This window comes from Halalkaliarchaeum sp. AArc-GB (assembly GCF_031432225.1).
In the GTDB taxonomy this organism is placed as follows: Archaea; Halobacteriota; Halobacteria; order Halobacteriales; family Haloferacaceae; genus Halalkaliarchaeum.
The window spans coordinates 24,657-45,310 of the sequence record NZ_JAVKGM010000008.1 but is presented as its reverse complement, the minus strand read 5'-3'; the positions used below and the strand labels follow the sequence as shown (position 1 = coordinate 45,310).

The window sequence follows — 20,654 nt, the reverse complement described above, 5'->3', positions numbered from 1 at the left end:
GTCTCTCGGAACCGCCCTTCCTCCCCGTCGTTTTCCCGCCCGGGAGCCATCCCGAGCAGGATTTTTAAATACGAACACGAGCCAGGCGCCGTATGTCGCTGCTCGATCGGCTCCCCGGAGGTCGCGACGACGACGTAGCCGACGGCTGTCGCTGTGAAACCACGTTCGAAGAGCCGAGCGGAACCGGCCTCCGGGAGCTGACCGAGCTGCAGGTGGACGCGACAGCGTGTGCCGGCGACGGCAACCTCCAGCAGTCCCCGGCGTGTCGAGCCCGGGTCATTCGGGCGCTCTCCCGGCGGGACGCCGACGTCGTCGTCACCCGCACCCGCGGGAGAACGCGTCGCTACCGCCCCGGCGCGAACGCGCTGTTGCTCGCTGCGGGCAGGTTTCACGAACGCGTCGGCCACCACGACGATCGACTCGCCGGACTGGCCGCGACCGATCCGCTGGACGCCGTCAGGGAGGCGACCGGTCGGGCCGGACCCGTGAGCCGGATCGCGGCCGAAACCGGGCTCGCGGAGGTCGCAGCCGACGTCGAGGGGTACGAGGAGGTGCTTCGGTCGGCGGACGGGGTGCCGATCGCACGGGCCCGGATCGAGGATCGCGCACCACCGGCGGCGACGCTCCGGCAGCGAATCGAACTCGAGACCGGTGCCGTCGTCCGGACGTACGGCCGACCTGACGCGCCGCCCCTGTATCGTCTCACACCGCCGTCGCTGCGGCTCGACCGGAAGCACGCCGAAACGCTGGTTGTGGCCCGCAATCGGCTCCGAGGCTCGTCACGGGGAAACGACAACCGCTCGGCGGATCGTGCGGTGGCCGCGGCGGTCGCCGCGACGGAGCAACCGGACGACGAGAACGGCCTCTCGACCGTTCCCGTAGAACGGCTCGCCACGATCCTCCGAAAGCACACCCACGGGAACGGCGTGTTCGAGGACCTGTTTGCGGACCCGGACGTGACCGACGCGTTCGTCTCTGCACCCGTCGAGGAGAACCCGGTTCGGCTCCTCCGTGACGGCCGGCGGTTCGTCACGAACGTCCGGTTCCCCCCGACTGCGGCTGCCACGCTGGCGTCAAGGCTGCGTCGGGAGAGCGGCCGCGGCTTCTCCCGGGCGGACCCCACGCTGGACGCGAGCCTAGATATCGGCGGTGACCCAGTTCGAGTCGCTGCAACGACGGCACCGGTCACCGACGGGCTGGCGTTTGCATTCCGGCGCCGCGATCGGACGCCCTGGACGCTCCCGCGGTTGATCGACGCCGGGACGCTTCCCCCGCGGGCGGCGGGACTGTTGTCGGTGGCGGTCCAACGCGGCGCGGCGCTGCTCGTCGCCGGCGGTCGCGGCTGCGGGAAGACGACGCTTCTGGGGGCACTGCTGTGGGAGCTCTCGCCCGAAGTTCGGACGCTCGTCGTCGAGGACACGCCCGAACTACCCGTCGACCGGCTCCAGTCGGGAGGCCGGGACGTGCAACGGCTCCACACAGATCAGGGCGGAAACGCGGAGAGAGGGGCAGATTCCGGAGAGAGCGGCGGCGAGATCTCTCCCACGAAGGCGGTTCGGACCGCACTTCGGCTCGGCGACGGGGCGCTCGTGGTCGGCGAGGTCCGAGGAAGCGAGGCGGCGGCGCTGTACGAGGCGATGCGGGTCGGTGCCCAGCAGGAGGCGATCCTCGGAACCATCCACGGCGACGGCGCCGACGCGGTCCGAGAGCGGGTCGTCGCGGATCTGGGGGTTTCGGCGTCCTCGTTTGCGTCCACCGACGCCGTGGTCACCCTCGACGGCGAGTATCACCTCTCGGCCCTCGAGGAGATCCGGGGCGACGGTGCGGACGTCCGGAGCGTCCCGCTGTTCGAGGGGCCGGACGCCGGATCACCGACCGGAGTCTGTGATCGGGGGAACAGTCACCTGCTGTCCGCGCTTGTCCGATCGGGAGAGACATACGCCGACGTCAGGGACGCAGTCCAGCGCCGATCCGACCGCCTCGAACGTCTCGCCGAGACCGATCGCCACCGGCCGTCCGATCTCGATCCCGGGAGGCTGGCTCCGTGAGCCCGCGCGACGGCAGCCGACGGGAAACGGAGCACGCCGAGGAACACGCACCGCTCCGACGTGCACTGTCGTTTCTCGAGAGCGATCTTGCCCCCGAAACCGTCGTCCGGGCGGGCTACTACGCCGGAGCGCTGTTCGGCGTCGGGGTCGGCGCGGCAACGGTCGCGTTGTTCGGGCTCGTTCCGGGAGTCCTGTTCGGGACAGCAGCGGGACTGCTGGCGTCGACGGGAGTCGAGTACGGCCCCCGCTGGCTCGCACGCGTCCGTCGAACACGGTCGCTCGGGGACGCAACCGCGCTGGTCGGCCTGCTCGTACTTCGGGTGCGGCTCGATCCGTCGCTGGAACGGGCGGTTCGGTTCGCAGTCCGAACCGACGAGGGACGCCTCTTTCGGGCGCTCGAGGCACACGTCCGTCAGTCCCGGGGGGGTCCGGAGTCGGGACTCGCCGCGTTCGCTGACGACTGGCGGCCGTACTTCCCCGCGCTCGACCGGGCGGCCGCCCAACTCGCGACCGCGACGACGGTTCCCGCAGGGCGGCGCGAACGCGCACTCGACCGATCGATGGACGCAGTCGTCGACGGCACCAGGAAAGAGCTGGCGACGTACGCGGGGGGAATCCGGAGTCCAGTGACCGCGATCTACGCGTTCGGGGTCCTGCTCCCGCTGGCGCTGGTTGGGGTGTTGCCGGCCGCACCGGCGGCGGGCGTCCCGGTGTCGCTGCCGGCCGTCGCCCTCGCGTACGGCGTCGTCCTCCCGGCGGGGCTTTTGGCTGCGGGAGCATGGCTCCTGGCGCGTCGTCCGGTCGCGTTTCCACCGCCGCCGGTGACGAGCGCACACCCGGACGCATCCGGGACGCTCCCCCGAACTGTCGCCGTCGCCGGGGGATATGCGGCGGCGGCGTGGCTGGTGGCCGGCGCCGTCGCGCCCGGCTGGACGCGACCGATCGCGGCGGTCGGCGTCGGTATCGGTTTCGGACTGTTATCGTGGTTCAGACCGGTCGAGTCGGTCCGGAGACGGGTTCGCGAGATCGAGGAGGGTTTGCCGGACGCGCTGGTGCGGATCGGACAGCGGGTGGCCGAGGGCGACGCCGTCGAGACGGCACTCGAGCACGCGGCGGCGGACGCCACCGGACCGACCGGCGAGGTGTTCGAGGACGCCGTCGCGTACGGGAAGACGTTCCGCGTCGACGTTCGGACCGCGTTTCTGGCGAGAGACGGCGCGCTCGCGACGGTGCCCAGCCCCCGGTTCCATCGGGCGGCCGCACTGCTCGGCGTCGCCGCACGGATCGGCCGCCCGGCCGGGGACGTAATCCTGGATCTGGCGACCCACCTGGAGGAACTCGATCGGATCGAAACCGAGGCACGGGGGCGGCTTTCGGACGTGACCGGAACGCTCTCGAACACGGCCACGGTGTTCGGACCGCTCGTCGGGGGTGCGACCGTCGCGCTCTCCGACCGGATCCGGGCTGTCGACGTCGCAGGTGGGGAGTCGGGGTCGTTCGCCGGAGCGGGACCCGGGAGTGGGGGACCACAGCAGGGTGGAACAGCCGCGACGGAGGCCGCGTTCGCCACCGCCGACCTCGGGCTCGTGATCGGTGCGTACGTGCTGCTGCTCGCCGCGTTGCTCACTGCACTCGCTACCGGGATCGACCGCGGCCTCGACCCCGCGAGCATCGGCTACCGTGTCGGGCGCGCGCTCCCGATCGCCGCTGTGGTGTACGTCGCGTCGTTTCTCGCCGCCGCGGCGGTCTTGTGAGTGACCTCCCCCACGGCGACGACCCGACCTCCAAACGCCCAAGAGCCCGCCCGCCGAAGCGCCGGTATGGATCAGCTGTTCGCCCCGTGGCGGATCGAGTGGATCGAGCGCGAGGAAGATCCCATCGAGGGCTGTCCGTTCTGCGTGCTCCCCGAACGCGACGCCGACCGAGAGTCCCGGATCGTCGCCCGCAGCGAGCACGCGTTCGTACTGCTCAACAACTACCCGTACAACCCGGGGCACGTGATGGTCATCCCGTACGCACACGAGGGCCAGTACGGCGAGCTGTCGTCGTCGGTCATGCTGGATCACGCCCGGCTGAAGGCAGCAACCTTCGAGGCGATGCGGCGGGCGTTCGATCCGGCTGGGTTCAACGCCGGGATGAACCTCGGCGGCGACGCCGCTGGGGGGTCGATCGACGACCACGTCCACACGCACGTCGTGCCGCGGTTTCGCGGCGACACAAACTTCATGGCCGTGATCGGGGAGACGAAGGTGATCGTCGAGGGGCTCGCGGAGACGTACGACCGACTCCACGACGCCTTCGGCGAACTCGAAGACGCAACGGTGACCGACCGGGACGAGGCCGTCCGCCTGTCCGTTTAACTCCGCCCTGCCGACACCAGGCGGACGTCCCCGATCGTCGGCGCGCTCGCGTCGTAGCCGTCCGCCGACAGTTCCGCGGCGAACCGTTCACACCGGTCGCCGTGGTTCACGAGCACGGTGGCGTCCCGGTAGGAGTCGAGAAACGACACCAGCCCCGACCGGTCGGCGTGCGCCGAGAAGTCGTATCCCTCCACCTGCGCGGCGACGGGCATCACCCGGCCGTCGATCGCTGCGGTGCCGGTCTCGAGCAGTTCGCGGCCGGGGGTCCCCTCGACCTGGTAGCCAGTCATCGTGATCTTGTTCACGGGGTTCGACCGGATCTCCGGGATGTACGTCATCGCCGGGCCGCCCGAGAGCATCCCGCTCGTGGTGATGATCGCCGCTTTCTGTTCGGTGATACGTTTCCGCTGGCCGTCCCGGCCGGTGACAAAGCGGGCGTGTGACTTCGCCCGGCGAAGCGCTTCGGGGTCGCGCAGGAACTCGGGATGGCGGCGAAACATCTCGGTCACCTCCGTGCCCATTCCGTCGACGTAACAGGGGATGTCGTACGCGTCGCAGATCAGCATCATCTCCTGGGTGCGTCCGATCGCGAACGCCGGGACGATCACGGTCCCGCCCTCCCAGAGGGTCGTCTGCACGCTCTCGGCGAACCGCTCTTCGACGGCTGACCTGTCGTCGTGTTCGACGTCGCTGTATGTGCTTTCACAGATGACGACGTCGGCGTCGGGCCGGGCGGTGGTGCCCGCGACGAGACGCTGGTCGTCGGTGTGGAAGTCACCGGTGTACAGTAAACGGGTGTCGCCGTCGTCGACGAGGACGTGCGCGCTGCCGGGGATGTGGCCGGCGTTGAAGAAGGTGACCCGGTGGCCGGCCGCCTCGAACGACTCCCCGTAGCCGTGCGTTCGAGAGACCTCCGTCATCCGTTTGACGTCGGTTTCGGTGAACGGACACTGCACTGTCCCGCCGAATCGTCTTCGACGCTTCGAGCCTCCCCTCGCTCCGCTCGCGGAGACGCCGTGGAGCTTCAGGGTGTCCCGGGCGAGCGTCAAGGCCAGTTCGTACGTCGGCGGCGTCCAGTGGATCGGCGACCGCGACCTCCCGGAGAGGAGCGACGGGATCGCGCCGACGTGATCGAGGTGACCGTGGGAGACGACGACGGCGTCCGGCTCCGGTGTCTCGACAGGAAACCGGGGCGGGTTGTCCGCTAGCATGCCGAAATCCAAAAGGAGCGCGTCGTTTACGAGGACGGCGCTCCGGCCGACCTCGCGGGCGCCGCCGAGAAATCGCAGCTCCATTAGCGACTGGTAGTCGTTCGTGCCGTATGACAACGTCGAATCGTCTCGCTTCGATCACATCTCCTCAGGCGGCCACCGAGAGAGGGCCGGCCGATCGTTTTTCCAGGTCACCAACTCGAGAATCGACGGCACGAGCGAGAGCCGTTGCTCGAGGACGTTCACCGGATGGCTGTCGTGGAACACGGCCGGGTTTCGAGCGACTGTTTCGTCACGATGGTCGATCTGGAAGTGACACTTCCCGAGGTCCGGGTGCGTTTCGTCCTGGTGCCACCCGAACGAGTAGTTCCGCTCCCCGTCGACCCACTGAATCTCGTAGTGATCGTACCCGGCGTCGTCCGGAAACTCGAACTCCACACGAAGGTCGGCCGTCTCCGAAGGATACGGCTCTCCCAGCAGAATTTCGGGGTCGACCGTCGCGCAGACCTCGTGTCGCCGGATAGAACTCGGCGCGTACCGGACGTCCCGACACCCGCCCTGGTTGCGTAGCCACGTTTGGATCTCGCCGTGAGCGGTGTGCTGATCGAGTAGACTCCGGTGAGCGAGAAAGACGAACAGCGACGCCATCGATTACTGTGCCGCCTCGCCCGGCCGAGGGTCGGTTTCGGGATCGGTGACGCTTTCGAGATCGTCGTACAGGGAGAGCGCGTGATCGACGAGACGTTTCGTCTCCCGGGAACGCTTCCATCGGCGGATGACTGCGTTTCGCTCCCGAATCTCGTCGCTCGACAGATCCGCGTCAGTCACGGACTCCCCCAGTTCGCTCAGGGAGTTCACGCCGTAGGTGTCCTGCCACGCTTCGATCTGCTCTTGGATCTCTGCGAATTCGTTCCGCAGTTCGTCTTTGGTGTGTTCGGCCGCGAGTTCTTCCACGCGGTCGAGATAGCGCCGTCGATAGTTGGGACCGTATCGGTATCGCGTCTCGTTCCCGCTGTCGTCTTCGACACGTTTGATCTGCCCGTACTCGACGAGCCGCTCGAGTTCGTCCTTCGTGGTGTCCCACGACGCGACGTCGGCTTCGTTCTTGATCCAGTTGACTGACCGGGGTCGCGTGAGCGAGAGCGCGATTTTTCGCACGCGTTCCCTGGTACTGAGTCGCTCAGTCCACGAGTCCATGATGTAGCTCCTGTATTGGTGTACGACGATGGCTCTCTTATAATTTGTTTCTATTCAAAATATAGTGATCCATTTATATAAAACGGGAGGCACGCGAGGCTGCGTACGCGGATGCAGTCAACGACGTCACCGAATCGGACGCCGATGATTTACGCTGACACCGATCTCTTCATCGCGTTGGTGAAAGACGACGATTGGCTCCAGGAGAATGCCGCCGAGATCGCAGTCGAGAACGAGGGGCGAATATACACCTCGCGGGCCACGCTTTTCGAGCTACTGCTGATCTCCGACCGGTTCGAGTTCGATTGGATGACGGCGCTCAGTTACGCCCTCGAGATAGCGTCGATCCCGGAAGACGAGACGGTGCTGTTCCAGGCAGCCGACTACATGGACCAGCACGATCTCACCAGACGGACGAATCCCGATCGAGGACGGATCACTCCGCAAAGACTGAGTACCGACGCCGATCGAAGGGAGGCGCAGTGTTTTCGAGACGTTGTACCGGCGGCTCACTGCGTTCGCCGCCGGCCTTTTTGCTCGAGCTTTTTCAACGAGTGGTGCGCGACCGAAGGGAGCGCACCCGAGGCAGAAAACGGTCGTGGTTCAGTAAAACTCCCGAACCAGGTCCATCGCGTCCTCGGGGGCGCCGTCTGGGATCTCTGTCATCGGCTCGTCGAGCCCCTTCGACTCCTCGTAGGTCTTCGCCCCGGGATCCCGGTAGAGCACGCCCTGGTACTCCCTGGAGCTGTCGAGGATCTTCCGTTTCGCCTCGTCCTCGTCGGTCGGGTCGTGATCGGTGTCCGCCAGGTCGACCAGGTTATCCCGGAAGTAATCGTAGGTGTCGACGTCGTTGAAGGTGACACACGGCGAGAACACGTTGACGAAGCCGAAGCCGTCGTGCTCGATCGCCTCCTGGACGATCTCGGCGTGTCGCATCGCGTCCGAGGAGAACGACTGGGCGATGAACGTCCCGCCGGCCGCAAGCGCCAGCGCCAGGGGATTCACCGGCGACTGCTGGGGGCCCTCCGGCGTCGTCGACGTCTCGAAGTCCGCCCGCGAGGTCGGCGACGCCTGCCCCTTCGTGAGCCCGTAGATCCGGTTGTCCATCACGACGTAGGTCATGTCGACGTTCCGGCGGACGTTGTGGATGAAATGGCCTACCCCGATCGAGTAGCCGTCGCCGTCGCCGCCGGCGACCATCACCTCGAGGTCGGGGTTGGCGATCTTCACGCCCGCCCCGACCGGGAGCGCCCGGCCGTGGACGCCGTGGAGCGAGTAGCTGTGCATGTAGGTACCGATCTTGCCCGAACAGCCGATGCCGGCGACGACGAACGTGTTGTCCGGATCGTTCCCGGTGTTCGCCAATGCCTTCATCATGCCGTTCATCGTCCCGAAGTCGCCGCAGCCGGGACACCAGGTGGGCTGTTTGTCCGACTTGAAGTCGGTGAATCGAACGTCTGAGCTCATTGTGACACCTCCGCTTTCTCCGCTGATTCCTCGAGGACGTCCATGATCGTGCCCGCGAGTTCGTCCGCCTTGAACTGGACGCCGTCGTACTTGTTGATCCGCTCGACCCGTTCGAGCACGTCGTGTTCCACCAGGTTCGCGAACTGCCCGCGCTCGTTGCACTCGACGACGATCGTCGTCTCTGCCGCCTCGACCGGCTCCGAGAGGTCCGGACGGGGGAAGATGTACGGCACCGAGATCACCCGCGCGTCGATACCCTCCTCTTCGAGGAACGAAAGCGCCTCGACGAGTGCACCCTCCGTCGACCCCCACGTGATCACGAGTGAGTCGGCGTCGGGGTCGCCGAACTCCCGGTAGCCGAACTCCTCGCGCTCGATTGCGGTTTCGACCTTCCGGTTGCGTTTTTCGACCTGCTTTTTCCGCATCTCGGTGTCCTCGGTGCGGCGACCCAGTTCGTCGTGTTCCAGGCCCGTGGACATGTGTGCGCCGCCGTCGGTTCCCGGGAACGCCCGCGGGCTGATCCCGTCGTCGGTGATCTCGTGTGGTTTGAACTTCCCGCCCTCGGTGCGGTGGTCGTCGATCGTCTCCTCGTCGACGACGAACCCGCGGTCGATCTCCACCTCGTCCATGTCGAACGCCTCCGGCGGGAACGTCTGCTCGGTGACCGCAAGCGAGAGATCCGCAGCCAGATAGACGGGGAGCTGGTACTTCTCGGCGAGGTTGAACGCCTCGACCGTCTTCCAGAAACACTCAGAAACTGTGGTGGGCGCGAGGACGAACCGCGGCACCTCGCCGTGGCCCCCGTACAGCATCATGTTCAGGTCGCCCTGCTCCTGTTTCGTCGGCATTCCCGTCGAGGGACCCGACCGCATCACGTTGGCGATCACCAGCGGCGTCTCGGAGGTGGCAACCAGGCCGAACGTCTCGGCCATCAGGTCGATCCCCGGGCCGGAGGTCGCCGTCATCGATCGGGCGCCTGCGCGGGCGGCCCCCAGCGCCAGGTTGATCGCCGCCAGTTCGTCCTCCGCCTGCACCACGTGCCCGCCGTACTTCTCGATCCGACCGGTGAGATACTCCATCACGGCCGTCGCAGGGGTGATCGGATAGCCGGCGTAAAACCGGCAACCGGCCGCGATCGCGCCCATGCCGATCGCCTCGTCGCCGTTGAGGAGAACGTAGTCGGCGTCGGTCGTCTCCAGTTCGTAGTCGAACTCGTGGTCGAACTCCTCGGCGACGTATTCGCGGCCGAGCCGGGCGGCCCGTTCGTTGTTCTCGACGATCGCAGTCCCCTTGTCGCCGAACCGCTTTTGCAGCGCCGAGTCGAGGTTCTCGATGGGGAAGCCGCTCACCTCGCAGGCGGCACCCAGGGCGACGACGTTTCGCATGATCGCGCCGCCGGCCTCCTCGGCCAGCTCGTTGAGCGGCACGTCGAGGCCGACGACACCCTCGGGGAGATCCAGCCCCTGCATCGTGGTCCGAGAGCCGTCGTAGATCACGACGGACTCGTCGTGAAGTTCCTCGCGGTTCTCCTCGACGGTTCGGGGAGTGAGCGCGATGAGGACGTCGAGCCTGTCGACGACGCTTTGCACCTGGTCGACCGACGTCCTGACCTTGTACGCCGTGTATCCGCCCCGGATACGCGACGCGAAGTCCTTGGAGGTGAAGACGTGTCGACCGGCCCGGGAGAGCGCCTGTGCGAAGATCTTCCCGGTCGAGTCGATGCCATCGCCGGCTTCCCCGCCGATGGCCCAGTTGAAGTCCGCGGGCATACAAGGCGGGGGTTTCCTCGGAGCGATCAAAAGCCTTCTGACTGGGATGACGCCGAGGAAGTTTACAATCGTTCGATTTTTCTGAAATACATCGTCTCTTCGAGTATAAAAACCATTATATATACGGTTTTCGGTTGTGTTTGTAAACTCATTTCGAGAGACCCGCGTGTTCGAGCGAGGGGCAGGCCAAAAGCGAGGAGTGAGGCGACTCGCGGAAGGAATATCCGTGTGTAATGAAACACAATCACATCCATGGACGCGACAGTCGAAGTCGTCGAAACCGAGAACGTCGGAACCGACACAGTCGCCGTGACGATCTCGACACCGCCGGAGTTTACGGCGGAGCCGGGGCAGTTCGTCCGCCTTGCGGCCACGATCGACGGCGAGGAGTACGCCCGGTTTTACACCTTGTCCTCCCCGTCCGTGACGGACACCTTCGAGGTGACCGTCGGGATCGACCCGGAGGAGAGCGGGCCGTTCAGCGAGTTCCTCGCGACGCTTGCACCCGGAACGACCCTCGAGATGTCCGGTCCTTTCGGCGATCAGTATTACGAAGGGGAGCCGCGCGCTGTGGTCCTCGCCGGCGGGCCGGGGGTGGGACCGGCCGTCGCGATCGCCGAACGCGCGCTCGCAGCTGGCAACGAGGCGGCTGTCGTGTACCGATACGAGGGGTCGCCGGCCCACGGGACGCGACTCGCCCGGCTCCGAGAACGGGGGGCGACGGTTCGGGTCACCGACGCGCCGCTCGACACCCCCGTCGCCGAGGCCCTCTCTGGGGCGGCGGGCGAACAACTGTTCGTGTTCGGCTTCGACTCGTTCGTCGATCTCGCAAAGCAGGCGGTCGAATCGGCCGGTGGGAGCTTCGACGGGGCGAAAGTCGAAAACTTCGGCTGATCGTCGACGAGCGTCGTCCCGGCGACGGCGATCGGCGACGGGGATTGGCGACGGCGATCGACGACGGCGATGGGCGAATCCTTAATGGACGATCGGGGAGAACTGGAGAGCATGTTCGACGACGAGGAACTCGAAGAGATCCGCCGGGCGCGCGAGGAGTGGGAGGCGGAAACGCTCGAACCGGTTCTTGAGCGACACGGCGAACGCAGCGAGCGGTTCGCCACCGTGTCGAACCTCGAGGTCGATCGGCTGTACACCCCAGAGGACGTCCCCGACCTCGAGTACACCGAGGATCTGGGGCTCCCGGGCGAGGAGCCGTTCACCCGGGGAGTGTATCCGACGATGTACCGCGGCCGGACGTGGACGATGCGTCAGTTCGCCGGCTTCGGCACCGCAGAGGAGACCAACGAGCGGTTCCACTACCTCATCGAGAACGGCCAGACGGGGCTGTCGACGGCGTTCGACATGCCGTCGCTGATGGGGATCGATTCGGACGCCCCGATGGCCGACGGCGAGGTCGGCAAGGAGGGGGTCGCTGTCGACACGCTGCGGGACATGGAGATCCTCTTCGAGGGCATCGACGTCAGCGAGGTGTCGACGTCGTTTACCATCAACCCGAGCGCGCCGGTGATCTTCGCGATGTACATCGCACTCGCGGATCGGAAGGGGGTCCCCCGCGAGGAGCTCCGGGGAACCCTGCAAAACGACATGCTCAAGGAGTTCATCGCCCAGAAGGAGTGGGTGATGCCCCCGGAGCCGTCGCTGGATCTGGTCACGGACGTAATCGAGTACGCCGCCGCGGAGACGCCGAAGTTCAATCCCATCTCGGTGTCGGGCTACCACATCCGGGAGGCCGGCTCGACAGCAGTCCAGGAGCTGGCGTTCACGCTGGCGGACGGGTTCGCCTACGTCGAGGACGGGATCGACCGCGGGCTCGACGTCGACGAGTTCGCGCCGCAGCTGTCCTTCTTTTTCAACTCCCACAACTCCATCTTCGAGGAGGTCGCGAAGTTCCGCGCGGCCCGCCGGATCTACGCCCGGGTGATGGACGAGTGGTACGACGCCGCTGACCCGGCCTCGAAGCGGCTGAAGTTCCACACCCAGACGGCCGGTCAGTCGCTGACCGCCCAGCAGCCGCTCAACAACGTCGTCCGGGTGACCATCCAGGCGCTCGCGGGCGTGCTCGGCGGCACCCAGTCGCTACACACCAACTCCTACGACGAGGCGCTGGCGCTGCCCAGCGAACAGGCGGTCCGTGTCGCACTGCGAACCCAGCAGATCATCGCCGAGGAGTCCGGCGCAGCCGACATCGTCGATCCTCTCGGGGGATCCTACGCCGTGGAGGCGCTCACCGACGAGGTGGAAACCGAAGCGATGGCGTACATCGAGGAGATCCGTGAGATGGGCGACGGATCGGTGCGCGATGGCGTCCTCGCCGGGATCGAGAGCGGCTTCTTCCACCGGGAGATCCAGGACGCCGCCTACGAGTACCAGGAGCGCGTCGAGGCCGGCGACGAGACGGTCGTCGGCGTCAACGCCTACGAGATCGACGAGGACACCCGCCCGGAGATCCTGGAGGTGGACGAGACGGTACAAAAGCGCCAGCGCGACCGGCTCGAGTCGGTCAAGCGAAAGCGCGACGACGAGGCGGTCGAGTCGGCGCTTGCCGAACTCGAAGCGGTCGTCGCCGCCGGCGACAACGCGATGCCCGCGATCGTCGACGCGGTGAAGGCGTACGCCACGATGGGCGAGATCATGCAGGTGTTCGAACAGCAGCACGGCAGCTACCAGGAAACCGTCGGCGTGGCGTACTGACGACACCCCCGCGCAGGATCACACCAGCAATCGCAGGTACGGGCTGACGAACGCCTCGATCACCGCCGCCGCCAGGATCAGGATCGCAATGCCGACGAGCACCCAGTAGGTGCGCCGGATCCCGTCGGCGAGATCCACCCGGTCGGCGCGTCCGACGACCCCGCGGAACGCGATCAGCCCCAGCCACAGGCCGAGCGCGCCGGCGATCAAGATTGCGGGGATCTCGACGATCCCGTGGGGGAAGACGAACACGAGCAGCTCCAGGAGGTCGACCTCGAGGCGGGCGATCGCGCCGAACGCGAGGCCGTTAAAAAGGATCGACACCGCCGCCGGCACCGCGAACGCGAGTCCGCCGGTGGCGGTGAGCACCGCGACCGTCCAGTTGTTCGCCGCGAAGTCGAAAAAGAGGCCGATCGGGTTCGTTCCCACGAGTCGCCCGTCGATCGAGGTCTCGACGATCCCGACGAGTCCGCCGCCGATCACGACCCAACCGATCGCGATCCCGGCGGCGAACACGCCGACGATCGTCGCGTGCAGCCCCGGCGTCTCTCGGACGAACGCGAGCAGCTCCCGCCAGCCGCGGGCGAAGCCGTCACGGGCCCGGAAGCGGAGCGGTCGACGCTCCCGGAGGTCCGGCGCCGGCGCCGACAGCTCCTCGCCCCGGAAGGCGGCATAGAGGCTCACTTTCGTCGTCTCCAAAAGCGGCGTCACCACCACCAGCCCGAGCAGGGCGACGACGCTTCCAGCACCCAGAAGCGAGAAGACGCCCCCGACGATGGCGAGCCCGACGAGAACCGAAAGCCCCAGCACCACGTAGGCGACGACTGCGAGCGGTTCGCGGACGAGAAACGCGAGTCCACCTTTCAATCCGGCGAAAAACCCACGACCGTCGACGACGATCGCCGGGCCGACGAACGCCAAAAGCAGCTGCACCAGGAGGATGCCGACGATCGTTCCGAAGACCGCAAGGAGCCCGAGCGCGACGCCGGCAGCGCCACCGGCACCCAGGGCGGTAGCCAGTAGCCCGAGCCCGACGAGCACGACGACTGCGAGCGCGACGAGCTCGACGATCAAAAGTGCGAGGAACGAACGCCAGTCGCGGAGAAACGTCTCCACGCCGGCCCGGGAGCCGTCCGCGGCGCGAAGCGCGCCGTAGACGCCACCGACGCGACCCGCCGACGCGACCGCGTTGAGCCCCACCGAGACGATCCCGGTGAGAACGAACCCGACGACAACGATCGAGACCGCAAGCGGATCCGCGAGCGGCTCGAACACTGCAGCAAGCTCCTCGGGCGTGGTGCCGAGCAGCTCCTCGAGCTCCTGTTCGGGCGGTTGCCCGACAGATCCGGGATCCCCGAACGGATCCTGCGCCCCCTCGACGGCCGGATCGTCGACCGGGATCGGTCCGATCTCGAGGGCGCGCTCGCGGAACGTCGCGAGCCCACTTCGGGTCCACAGCACCCCGGCAGCCAGCGCGAACGCCAGCAGGCTGATCACGCGACTCACGGCGGGGACGCCGGCACCGACGAGATACCACGGGAGAACGTCGTGGGGGCGATACACGAGCGTCCGGGCGGCGTCGCGAACGCGGGAACCAATACGCATTATCGGCGGATTCGTCCTGGAGTGTGGAGAAGCTTATGTGTCGTGTTCGATCGCTTCCATCATCGTCAGCACGTTGTCCTCTTCGCCCGGTAGCTGTTGGGGATAGGCACCGACGCCGATCACGAGGTCGTCGCCACTCTCGACCGCGCTGCTCACGTGGAGGTAGATGTCGATCTCTTCCCCACCTTCCATGCGAATTTCGCCGGCGAACTTCGTCTGGGTCGTGTCGGTGCCCAGAACGGTCACCGGCGCTTCGTGTTCAACCTCGAGATCGCCGATGTCGGCGTACTGGTCCTGAATCATCTCTGCGAGTTCCTCGTTCGAGCGGTCGTCGACGGGGTTGAACGTCCGGCCGAGAACCTCCACTTTCGGGGTCGAAAGCGCCGTGAAGATGGCGGCGCGGAGCTCGCCGAGCGGCCCCAGTTCGACGGCTTTTTCGTACTCTGCAGTCCGGTTGGTCACCTGGACGGTCTGAGACTGCCCGGCGGCTTCGAAGGTCCGCTCGATCACCTGTTGGTCGAATTCGTCGAGTTCGTATCCCGCGTCTCGAGCCACCGACTCGGGAACCTGGGCGAGCGCGGCTTCGAAGGCGACCGGCTCGTCGTTCAGTACGCTCGTACAGCCTGCCGACGTCGCCGCCAGCGTGATCCCGGCTCCGGCGATGAGTTCGCGTCGTCGCATGTGACAGCACCGAGGGACCGCAGGAACTTGAACCGTGGAGACCGTCCGACCGACTTGTCCCTAATTAAGCCGGATTAACGACGACAGGCCGGTTCGGCGTCGATCAGTCGACGTCGGGATCGCCAACCGAGTCGCCCTCGACCGCGTCGGACGCCCCCTCGTCGCTGCGTTCGTCCATCAGCCTGGCGGCACGGTCGGCCCAGCCGGCGTAGCCGAAGCCGTACGCCACCACCAGCGCCATCCAGACGTACGCCACGAAGACGCCGACGTACGCGCCCACGGGCCCGTAGCCGAGTGTCGATCCGAGCAGCCACGACAGCCCGAGGAAGAAGACGAACATACCGCTGAGCCGCGCGACGAACGGGATCCGGGTCTCGCTTGCCCCCTGCAGCGAACCCGAGAGCGACGAAAACGACACGAGCGCGACCGCAGAGAGCCCGTACACCTGGGCGAACGCCGCACCGTAGGCGAGCGCTTCGGGATCCTCCCGTCCGAACAGCTCCACGACGGCCGGATGGGTGACGACCGATTCGGCGAAGACCGCAAGCAGGATACCGATCGTCCCGACCGTAGCAATCCCGAGTCCGGCGACCGCCCAGCCGTTGAACCGCGCCTCGGCAGGGTTACCCGCCCCGAGTTCCTGGCCGACGAGTACGCTCGCGGCCACGTTGTACCCCCGCGAGAGCGGCCCGGTCACCTGCTGGTAGACGCGACGACCGATCTGGAATCCCGCGTTGACGACCTCCCCGAACCCCAAAAGGAGGGCGTTGAACGGGAACTCCGCGAGCTCCGAGCCGAACCCCTCCGCCATCCGTGGAGCGCCGACCTGGAGCAACTGTTTGGCGATGGTGAGATCGCGGGGACGGGCGAAGTTCGCCGGCGTCCAGGTGGTGTAGATCGCGGCGCACAGAAGCGTCGCCGTGAGGACGTTCGCGGTCGCGGTCGCGAGTCCCACCCCGACGATCTCGAGGCGAGGGAACCCGAACAGGCCGAGACCGAGAACGACCGAACCGGCGATGTTCAGGGAGTTGGCGGCCACGTTGACGTACATCGGCGTCCGCGTGTCGCCGGTCCCCTGAAGCGCCCTGGCGCCCACGAGCGCGACGTGGCGGGCGGGTGCGGTTGCAAAAATGATCGCGAGATACACCGCCCCCAGCGCCACCACTCGGTCGCTCGCGCCGAAGATCCGGATCGCGAACTCCCCGAGGAAGTAGCCGAACGCGACGAACGGGACGCCCGCGAGCAGGCCCAAAAGCAGCGCCTGGGTCACCACCTCGTCGCGGCGGGCGGTGGCGCCGGCGCCGGTGTCCTGCGAGGAGAGCGCGATCGCGCCGCTTCCCAGTCCCAGCCCGATCCGCAGCGGGAACCGGGCGTACAGGTCCGCCAGCCCGATCGCGACCACCGCCGCCGGCGAGAACAGCGCCGTGACGATCACGTCGGTCGTGCGCATCGCCGTGCGGAACGTCTGTTCGGCCATCACGGGCCAGGCGAGCGCGAACACCCGACGCCAGACGCGCCGCAGACGCGAGAGCATCTACAGTCCCGCTTGGACGGCGACGGTTTGACGCTACCGGAGGCGGCCCGACGCGCCGGCTTTTTGCCGAGCGCCGCCGGAGATGACGTGAATGGACGTCTTCGTGTACGGAACCCTCACCGCGCCCGATCGCGTCGGGGAACTGCTCGACTCGTTCGTCTTCGTCGGGGCGGCGACGCTCCACGGGCTCCACGCGGTGGAGGGGAGGTATCCGACGCTCGCGCCGGGCGGGCGGGTCGCCGGGCGACTCCTCCGCACCGGCGAAATCGAACGGCTCGACCGATACGAAGGGGTCGATCGCGGCCTCTACGCCCGGGTTTCGGTTCCAGTCGAAGACGAACGCATCGCAGAAGCCGCCGTCTACGTCGGAGATCCCGAGCGACTCGACGCCGACGTCACCTGGCCGGGGACCGGTCCGTTCCGCGATCGGGTCGAGGAGTACCTCAAAACCGAGAACGTCCGGATCGTCCCCACCCCGCCGAACGATCGCGGCCGAGACCCACCGTAACGGGTGTCAATTCACCAACGGTTGTGTGGGAATCATTCACTATGACGTTCGGCAGACACTCGTCATACGACAGAATATCCCGCCCCGGTCTTGCGGTTTTACTTTCACCTCGCCTGCCACACCTTTATATACTCTCGGGTACATCTCACACTTGCACGTCACACGCGTGCAGACTCAGTTCCCCCACCCTTTCGTTTCGGACACCGATCGATCAGCCCCGGGCTCGCCGTTCTCGTGGCGACGATCCGCCGGGGCATCGTTTCCATCGAAAACCATTAGCGTCCGCCCTCGCTGTGGTTCGTATGCTCACCCTCGAGGACGTGCTCGAAGCCGACGACCGGATCCGGGACGTCGTCCGGTGGACGCCGCTCGAGCGCTCCCACAGTTTCTCCGAGGAGACGGGAGCGGACGTGGCGTTGAAACTGGAGAACTTCCAGCGCACCGGCGCGTTCAAGATCCGGGGGGCGTTGAACCGGATCGAAACGCTGGACGCAGACCGGAAGCAAGCGGGCGTGATCACCGCCAGTGCGGGCAACCACGCACAGGGGGTGGCGCTTGCGGCGACCCGCGCCGGCGTCGACTCCACGATCGTGATGCCGAAGTTCGCGCCGATCTCGAAGGTGAAAGCCACCCGTCGGTACGGCGGAACGGTGATCCTCCACGGTGAGGACTACGACGCGGCACAGGCGCACGCACGCGAACTCGCCGCAACCGAAGACAGGACGTACGTTCACGCGTTCGATGACGAACAAGTCATGGCCGGCCAGGGCACGATCGGCCTCGAGATCGTCGAAGACTGCCCGGAGGTCGACACCGTCGTCGTCCCGATCGGGGGTGGCGGGCTGATCGCGGGGATCGCGACGGCCGTGACCGAACAGCTCGATGACGTCCGGGTGATCGGCGTGCAGGCGGCGGGAGCGTCCTCGGCAAAGGAGTCGCTCGAACGTGGGGAGATTTACGAGCGCGACCAGGTCGACACCATCGCCGACGGGATCGCCACCCGGCGGATCGGCGACAAACCCTTCGCGGTGATGCAAGAACGGGTCGACGAGGTGGTTACCGTCACGGATCGGGAGATCGCACTCGCGTTGACCCTCCTGTTAGAGCGGACGAAAGCGCTCGTCGAAGGGGCAGGAGCGGTGTCGCTTGCGGCGGTGCTGTCGGAGGCGTTCGACTACGAGGACGGCGAGACGATCGTACCGGCGCTTTGCGGCGGGAACATCAACCTCAATCAGCTGACGACGGTGGTGATGCGGGGGCTGGTTCAGCTCGGCCGGTACCTGAAGATCAGGACCGTGCTGAAGGATCGCCCAGGGGCGCTGCAGTCGCTCGTGGACATCATCGCCGAAAGCGGGGCGAACATCTACGCCATCCACCACGATCGGACCTCGCGCAAGGCGGCGGTCAACGCCGCCGAGGTGGAACTGGAGATCGAAACCCACGACACCGAACATGCCGAGGAGTTGATCGCGAAGCTTCGCAGCCGAGGATACGCGGTGGACGTACTCGACTGACGGACCCGTACCCGTGGTCTGTCGGGAACGAGAAGGGAGTAGCCGGGACCAAACGGGCAGGTAGGGACGAAAAAGGGAACAGGCCCCCGATCGGAACGGGAGTATGGAGTATCAGGAGCCGCAGTTCTTCGCGGTCATGCAGTACGCCTCGCGAGCGGAGGGCGACGTCATCGACATGGTGTCGGGCAACCCGGACTGGGAGCCGCCGGCGGCGCTCCGGGAGGGGCTTCGGGAGTACGCCGACGCCACCCCCGACGAGTTCCAGTATCCGCCCAGCGAGGGGCTGCGGGAACTGCGCGAGGAGATCGCCGCGAGACGCAACGTCGACGTCTCGCAGGTGGTCGTCACCAACGGCGCCGGCGAGGCGAACTACCTCGGGATGGCGAGCGCCCTCGACCGGGACGCCGGCGACGGCGTCGTACTCGTCGATCCCGTCTACCCGTACTACCCGGGGAAAGCCCAGATGCTCGGCGGGGAGCCGGAGCTGGTTCCGGCCCGGCGGGACGGCTCGCTGGACGTCGCTGCGTTGGTCGAGGCAATCGACGACGAGACGGCCTGCGTGGTGCTCAACACGCCGAACAATCCGACGGGCGCGGTGTACGACGTCGACAACGTCCGGCGGGTGATCGAACACGCCGCCGACCACGACGCGGTGGTCGTCGTCGACGAGGTGTACGACCACTTCGACTTCGGGGGGGAGTTCGAGAGCGCGCTCGCGATCGACGCGGAAAACCGGATCGTCACCAGCGCGTTCTCGAAGTCGATGGCGATCACGGGACTCCGGGTCGGATACGCCGTCCTGCCGGAGACGCTCGTGGGCGGTGCCAAGACCCGCCACATGCTGGTGAACGTGGCGACGAGCCGGCCGGCGCAGGCGGCGGTGTTGCGCGCGCTCCGGGAGACGGAGCCCGAGTACTACGAGCGAACCCGGGAGCTGCTCTCCGAACGGATCGACGCGTTTACCGACGCTCTCGACGCCGCCGGCGCAACGTACACGACGCCCGAGGGGTCGTTTTACGTGCTCGCCCGGTTCGACGGCTTCCCGGGGACAATGGAGAACGTACAGCAGTTGATCGACAAGGCAGGCGTCGCCGGCATGCCCGGCGAGACGTTCGGCTCGACGCGGGAGGACTGGATCCGGTTTGCGCTCGTGACACCTCGGGCGACCGAGGCCGCACAGCGGCTCGCGGAGTACTTCGAGTGACGAGCTGCGAGAACGGGGCAGCTACTCGGCGGTGTCTGGAAGCTCGTACTCCTCGGGGGCAGGGACGTAGAGGACGTCGATGGTGAAGCCGAGCGCCATCGGCAGCGCGATCATCACCGACAGCGCGACCGCGGGCGATCCCATGTCGAAGCCGATGCCGAGCGGCCCGGTAAACAAAAGCGTCGAGACGAAAAGCGGCACCGGCGGCACCAGCACAGAGTAGACGAGCCAGCCTCCGGTGGTCTTCAGGCGGATGCGGAAGAACCGCATCATGATCGCCGATCCGAGGGTGTGGAGACCGACCACCACGGCCAACAGCAGCAGGCTCACGACCGAAACCATACCCCGGATACGGCTGCGACGCTTTTCTCCCTGTCGGAGCGCGGTCGCCGTCTCGAGACCCGTCGGCGTCCGGCCGGTACCGCCGAGAAGCGAACCCTTATGGGTGAAACCGACCTACTCCAGGATATGAGAAGGGACGACCGCGACGACCCGTTCGGCGACATTTTCGACGAGATCGAACGGATGATGAACGAGGTGACCGGCGGGGGAGACGATCCGGGCTTCGGGACGGAGACGCACGTCGACGTGTTCACCGAGGAGGACGGCGTCCGGCTGGTCGCGGACCTCCCCGGCGTCTCGAAGGAGGACATCAACCTCCAGTGTGACGGGGAGATCCTCACCATAAGCGCCGTCAGCGCCCGCCGGGAGTACGACGAGCGGATCCGACTCCCGGTTCGGGTGGACGAACACTCCGCGAGCGCCCGGTTCAACAACGGCGTGCTCGAAGTCGAGTTTGACCGTGCCGACGACTCCGCGTCGATCGATCTGAACTAGCGAGCGATCG

Annotated in this window: 19 protein-coding genes; 9 read left to right on the top strand and 10 right to left on the bottom strand. The window is 66.8% G+C overall.

Going from position 1 to position 20,654, the window contains the following annotated elements; all coding sequences use genetic code 11:
* The first annotated feature begins 92 nt into the window (after positions 1-92).
* The 3 genes from RH858_RS09350 (at position 93) to RH858_RS09340 (ending at position 4,408) form a co-directional block, all read left to right on the top strand.
* A complete protein-coding gene (locus tag RH858_RS09350; protein WP_310561671.1) occupies positions 93-2,048 on the top strand; it encodes an ATPase, T2SS/T4P/T4SS family in 1,956 nt (651 codons plus the stop codon).
* On the top strand, positions 2,045-3,802 hold the full coding sequence (locus RH858_RS09345) for a type II secretion system protein (RefSeq protein WP_310561670.1): 1,758 nt from the start codon (positions 2,045-2,047) through the stop codon (positions 3,800-3,802). The genes RH858_RS09350 and RH858_RS09345 overlap by 4 nt, the downstream gene beginning before the upstream one ends.
* Positions 3,803-3,868: 66 nt before the next feature.
* Positions 3,869-4,408, top strand: coding sequence for an HIT domain-containing protein (locus RH858_RS09340; protein ID WP_259534841.1), 540 nt, complete (start codon positions 3,869-3,871; stop codon positions 4,406-4,408).
* Here the strand turns inward: RH858_RS09340 and RH858_RS09335 are convergent.
* The 6 genes from RH858_RS09335 to RH858_RS09310 form a co-directional block, all read right to left on the bottom strand.
* Positions 4,405-5,703, bottom strand: coding sequence for an MBL fold metallo-hydrolase (locus RH858_RS09335; RefSeq protein ID WP_259534840.1), 1,299 nt, complete (start codon positions 5,701-5,703; stop codon positions 4,405-4,407). The two genes, RH858_RS09340 and RH858_RS09335, sit on opposite strands and share 4 nt — an antisense overlap.
* A 54-nt stretch (positions 5,704-5,757) precedes the next feature.
* Positions 5,758-6,267 (bottom strand): hypothetical protein, encoded by a 510-nt coding sequence (locus tag RH858_RS09330; RefSeq protein WP_310561669.1) that lies wholly within the window; start codon positions 6,265-6,267, stop codon positions 5,758-5,760.
* 3 nt (positions 6,268-6,270) lie between these two features.
* Positions 6,271-6,816 carry a hypothetical protein gene (locus RH858_RS09325; RefSeq protein ID WP_259534838.1) on the bottom strand — a complete coding sequence of 182 codons (546 nt, stop codon included), beginning with the start codon at positions 6,814-6,816 and terminating at the stop codon, positions 6,271-6,273.
* 273 nt (positions 6,817-7,089) lie between these two features.
* A complete protein-coding gene (locus RH858_RS09320; RefSeq protein ID WP_310561668.1) occupies positions 7,090-7,215 on the bottom strand; it encodes a hypothetical protein in 126 nt (41 codons plus the stop codon).
* Positions 7,216-7,419: 204 nt separating this feature from the next.
* Positions 7,420-8,283 (bottom strand): 2-oxoacid:ferredoxin oxidoreductase subunit beta, encoded by an 864-nt coding sequence (locus RH858_RS09315; protein WP_259534837.1) that lies wholly within the window; start codon positions 8,281-8,283, stop codon positions 7,420-7,422.
* Complete coding sequence (locus RH858_RS09310; protein WP_259534836.1) at positions 8,280-10,052, bottom strand: 2-oxoacid:acceptor oxidoreductase subunit alpha; 1,773 nt, start codon at positions 10,050-10,052, stop codon at positions 8,280-8,282. The genes RH858_RS09315 and RH858_RS09310 overlap by 4 nt, the downstream gene beginning before the upstream one ends.
* Positions 10,053-10,304: 252 nt before the next feature.
* Between RH858_RS09310 and RH858_RS09305 the strand changes: the two genes are divergently transcribed.
* Positions 10,305-10,946 carry an FAD-dependent oxidoreductase gene (locus RH858_RS09305; RefSeq protein ID WP_310561667.1) on the top strand — a complete coding sequence of 214 codons (642 nt, stop codon included), beginning with the start codon at positions 10,305-10,307 and terminating at the stop codon, positions 10,944-10,946.
* A gap of 111 nt (positions 10,947-11,057) precedes the next feature.
* Positions 11,058-12,761 carry a methylmalonyl-CoA mutase family protein gene (locus RH858_RS09300; RefSeq protein WP_310561713.1) on the top strand — a complete coding sequence of 568 codons (1,704 nt, stop codon included), beginning with the start codon at positions 11,058-11,060 and terminating at the stop codon, positions 12,759-12,761.
* Between the two features lie 18 nt (positions 12,762-12,779).
* Here RH858_RS09300 and RH858_RS09295 read toward each other — a convergent pair whose 3' ends face one another.
* The 3 genes from RH858_RS09295 to RH858_RS09285 form a co-directional block, all read right to left on the bottom strand.
* Positions 12,780-14,366, bottom strand: a complete 1,587-nt coding sequence (locus tag RH858_RS09295; protein WP_310561666.1) for a stage II sporulation protein M — start codon at positions 14,364-14,366, stop codon at positions 12,780-12,782.
* Between the two features lie 33 nt (positions 14,367-14,399).
* Positions 14,400-15,047 (bottom strand): DUF6517 family protein, encoded by a 648-nt coding sequence (locus RH858_RS09290; protein WP_310561665.1) that lies wholly within the window; start codon positions 15,045-15,047, stop codon positions 14,400-14,402.
* 103 nt (positions 15,048-15,150) lie between these two features.
* The gene (locus RH858_RS09285; protein ID WP_259534831.1) at positions 15,151-16,581 is read right to left on the bottom strand and encodes an MATE family efflux transporter; all 1,431 of its coding nucleotides are present in this window, start codon (positions 16,579-16,581) and stop codon (positions 15,151-15,153) included.
* Between the two features lie 91 nt (positions 16,582-16,672).
* Here RH858_RS09285 and RH858_RS09280 point away from each other — a divergent pair, with 91 nt between their 5' ends.
* The 3 genes from RH858_RS09280 to RH858_RS09270 all read left to right on the top strand — a co-directional run bounded on the left by RH858_RS09280 (position 16,673) and on the right by RH858_RS09270 (position 19,807).
* The gene (locus RH858_RS09280) at positions 16,673-17,089 is read left to right on the top strand and encodes a gamma-glutamylcyclotransferase family protein (RefSeq protein WP_310561664.1); all 417 of its coding nucleotides are present in this window, start codon (positions 16,673-16,675) and stop codon (positions 17,087-17,089) included.
* A 302-nt stretch (positions 17,090-17,391) separates the two neighbouring features.
* Entirely contained in the window at positions 17,392-18,603 is a 1,212-nt protein-coding gene (gene ilvA / locus RH858_RS09275) for a threonine ammonia-lyase (protein ID WP_259534829.1), read from the top strand.
* 103 nt (positions 18,604-18,706) lie between these two features.
* On the top strand, positions 18,707-19,807 hold the full coding sequence (locus RH858_RS09270; RefSeq protein WP_259534828.1) for a pyridoxal phosphate-dependent aminotransferase: 1,101 nt from the start codon (positions 18,707-18,709) through the stop codon (positions 19,805-19,807).
* Positions 19,808-19,828: 21 nt separating this feature from the next.
* On the opposite strand, the gene RH858_RS09265 is transcribed toward RH858_RS09270, so the two are convergent.
* Positions 19,829-20,149, bottom strand: coding sequence for a hypothetical protein (locus RH858_RS09265; RefSeq protein WP_259534827.1), 321 nt, complete (start codon positions 20,147-20,149; stop codon positions 19,829-19,831).
* Positions 20,150-20,275: 126 nt separating this feature from the next.
* Between RH858_RS09265 and RH858_RS09260 the strand changes: the two genes are divergently transcribed.
* Positions 20,276-20,644, top strand: coding sequence for an Hsp20/alpha crystallin family protein (locus tag RH858_RS09260; protein ID WP_259534826.1), 369 nt, complete (start codon positions 20,276-20,278; stop codon positions 20,642-20,644).
* Positions 20,645-20,654 lie beyond the last annotated feature (10 nt).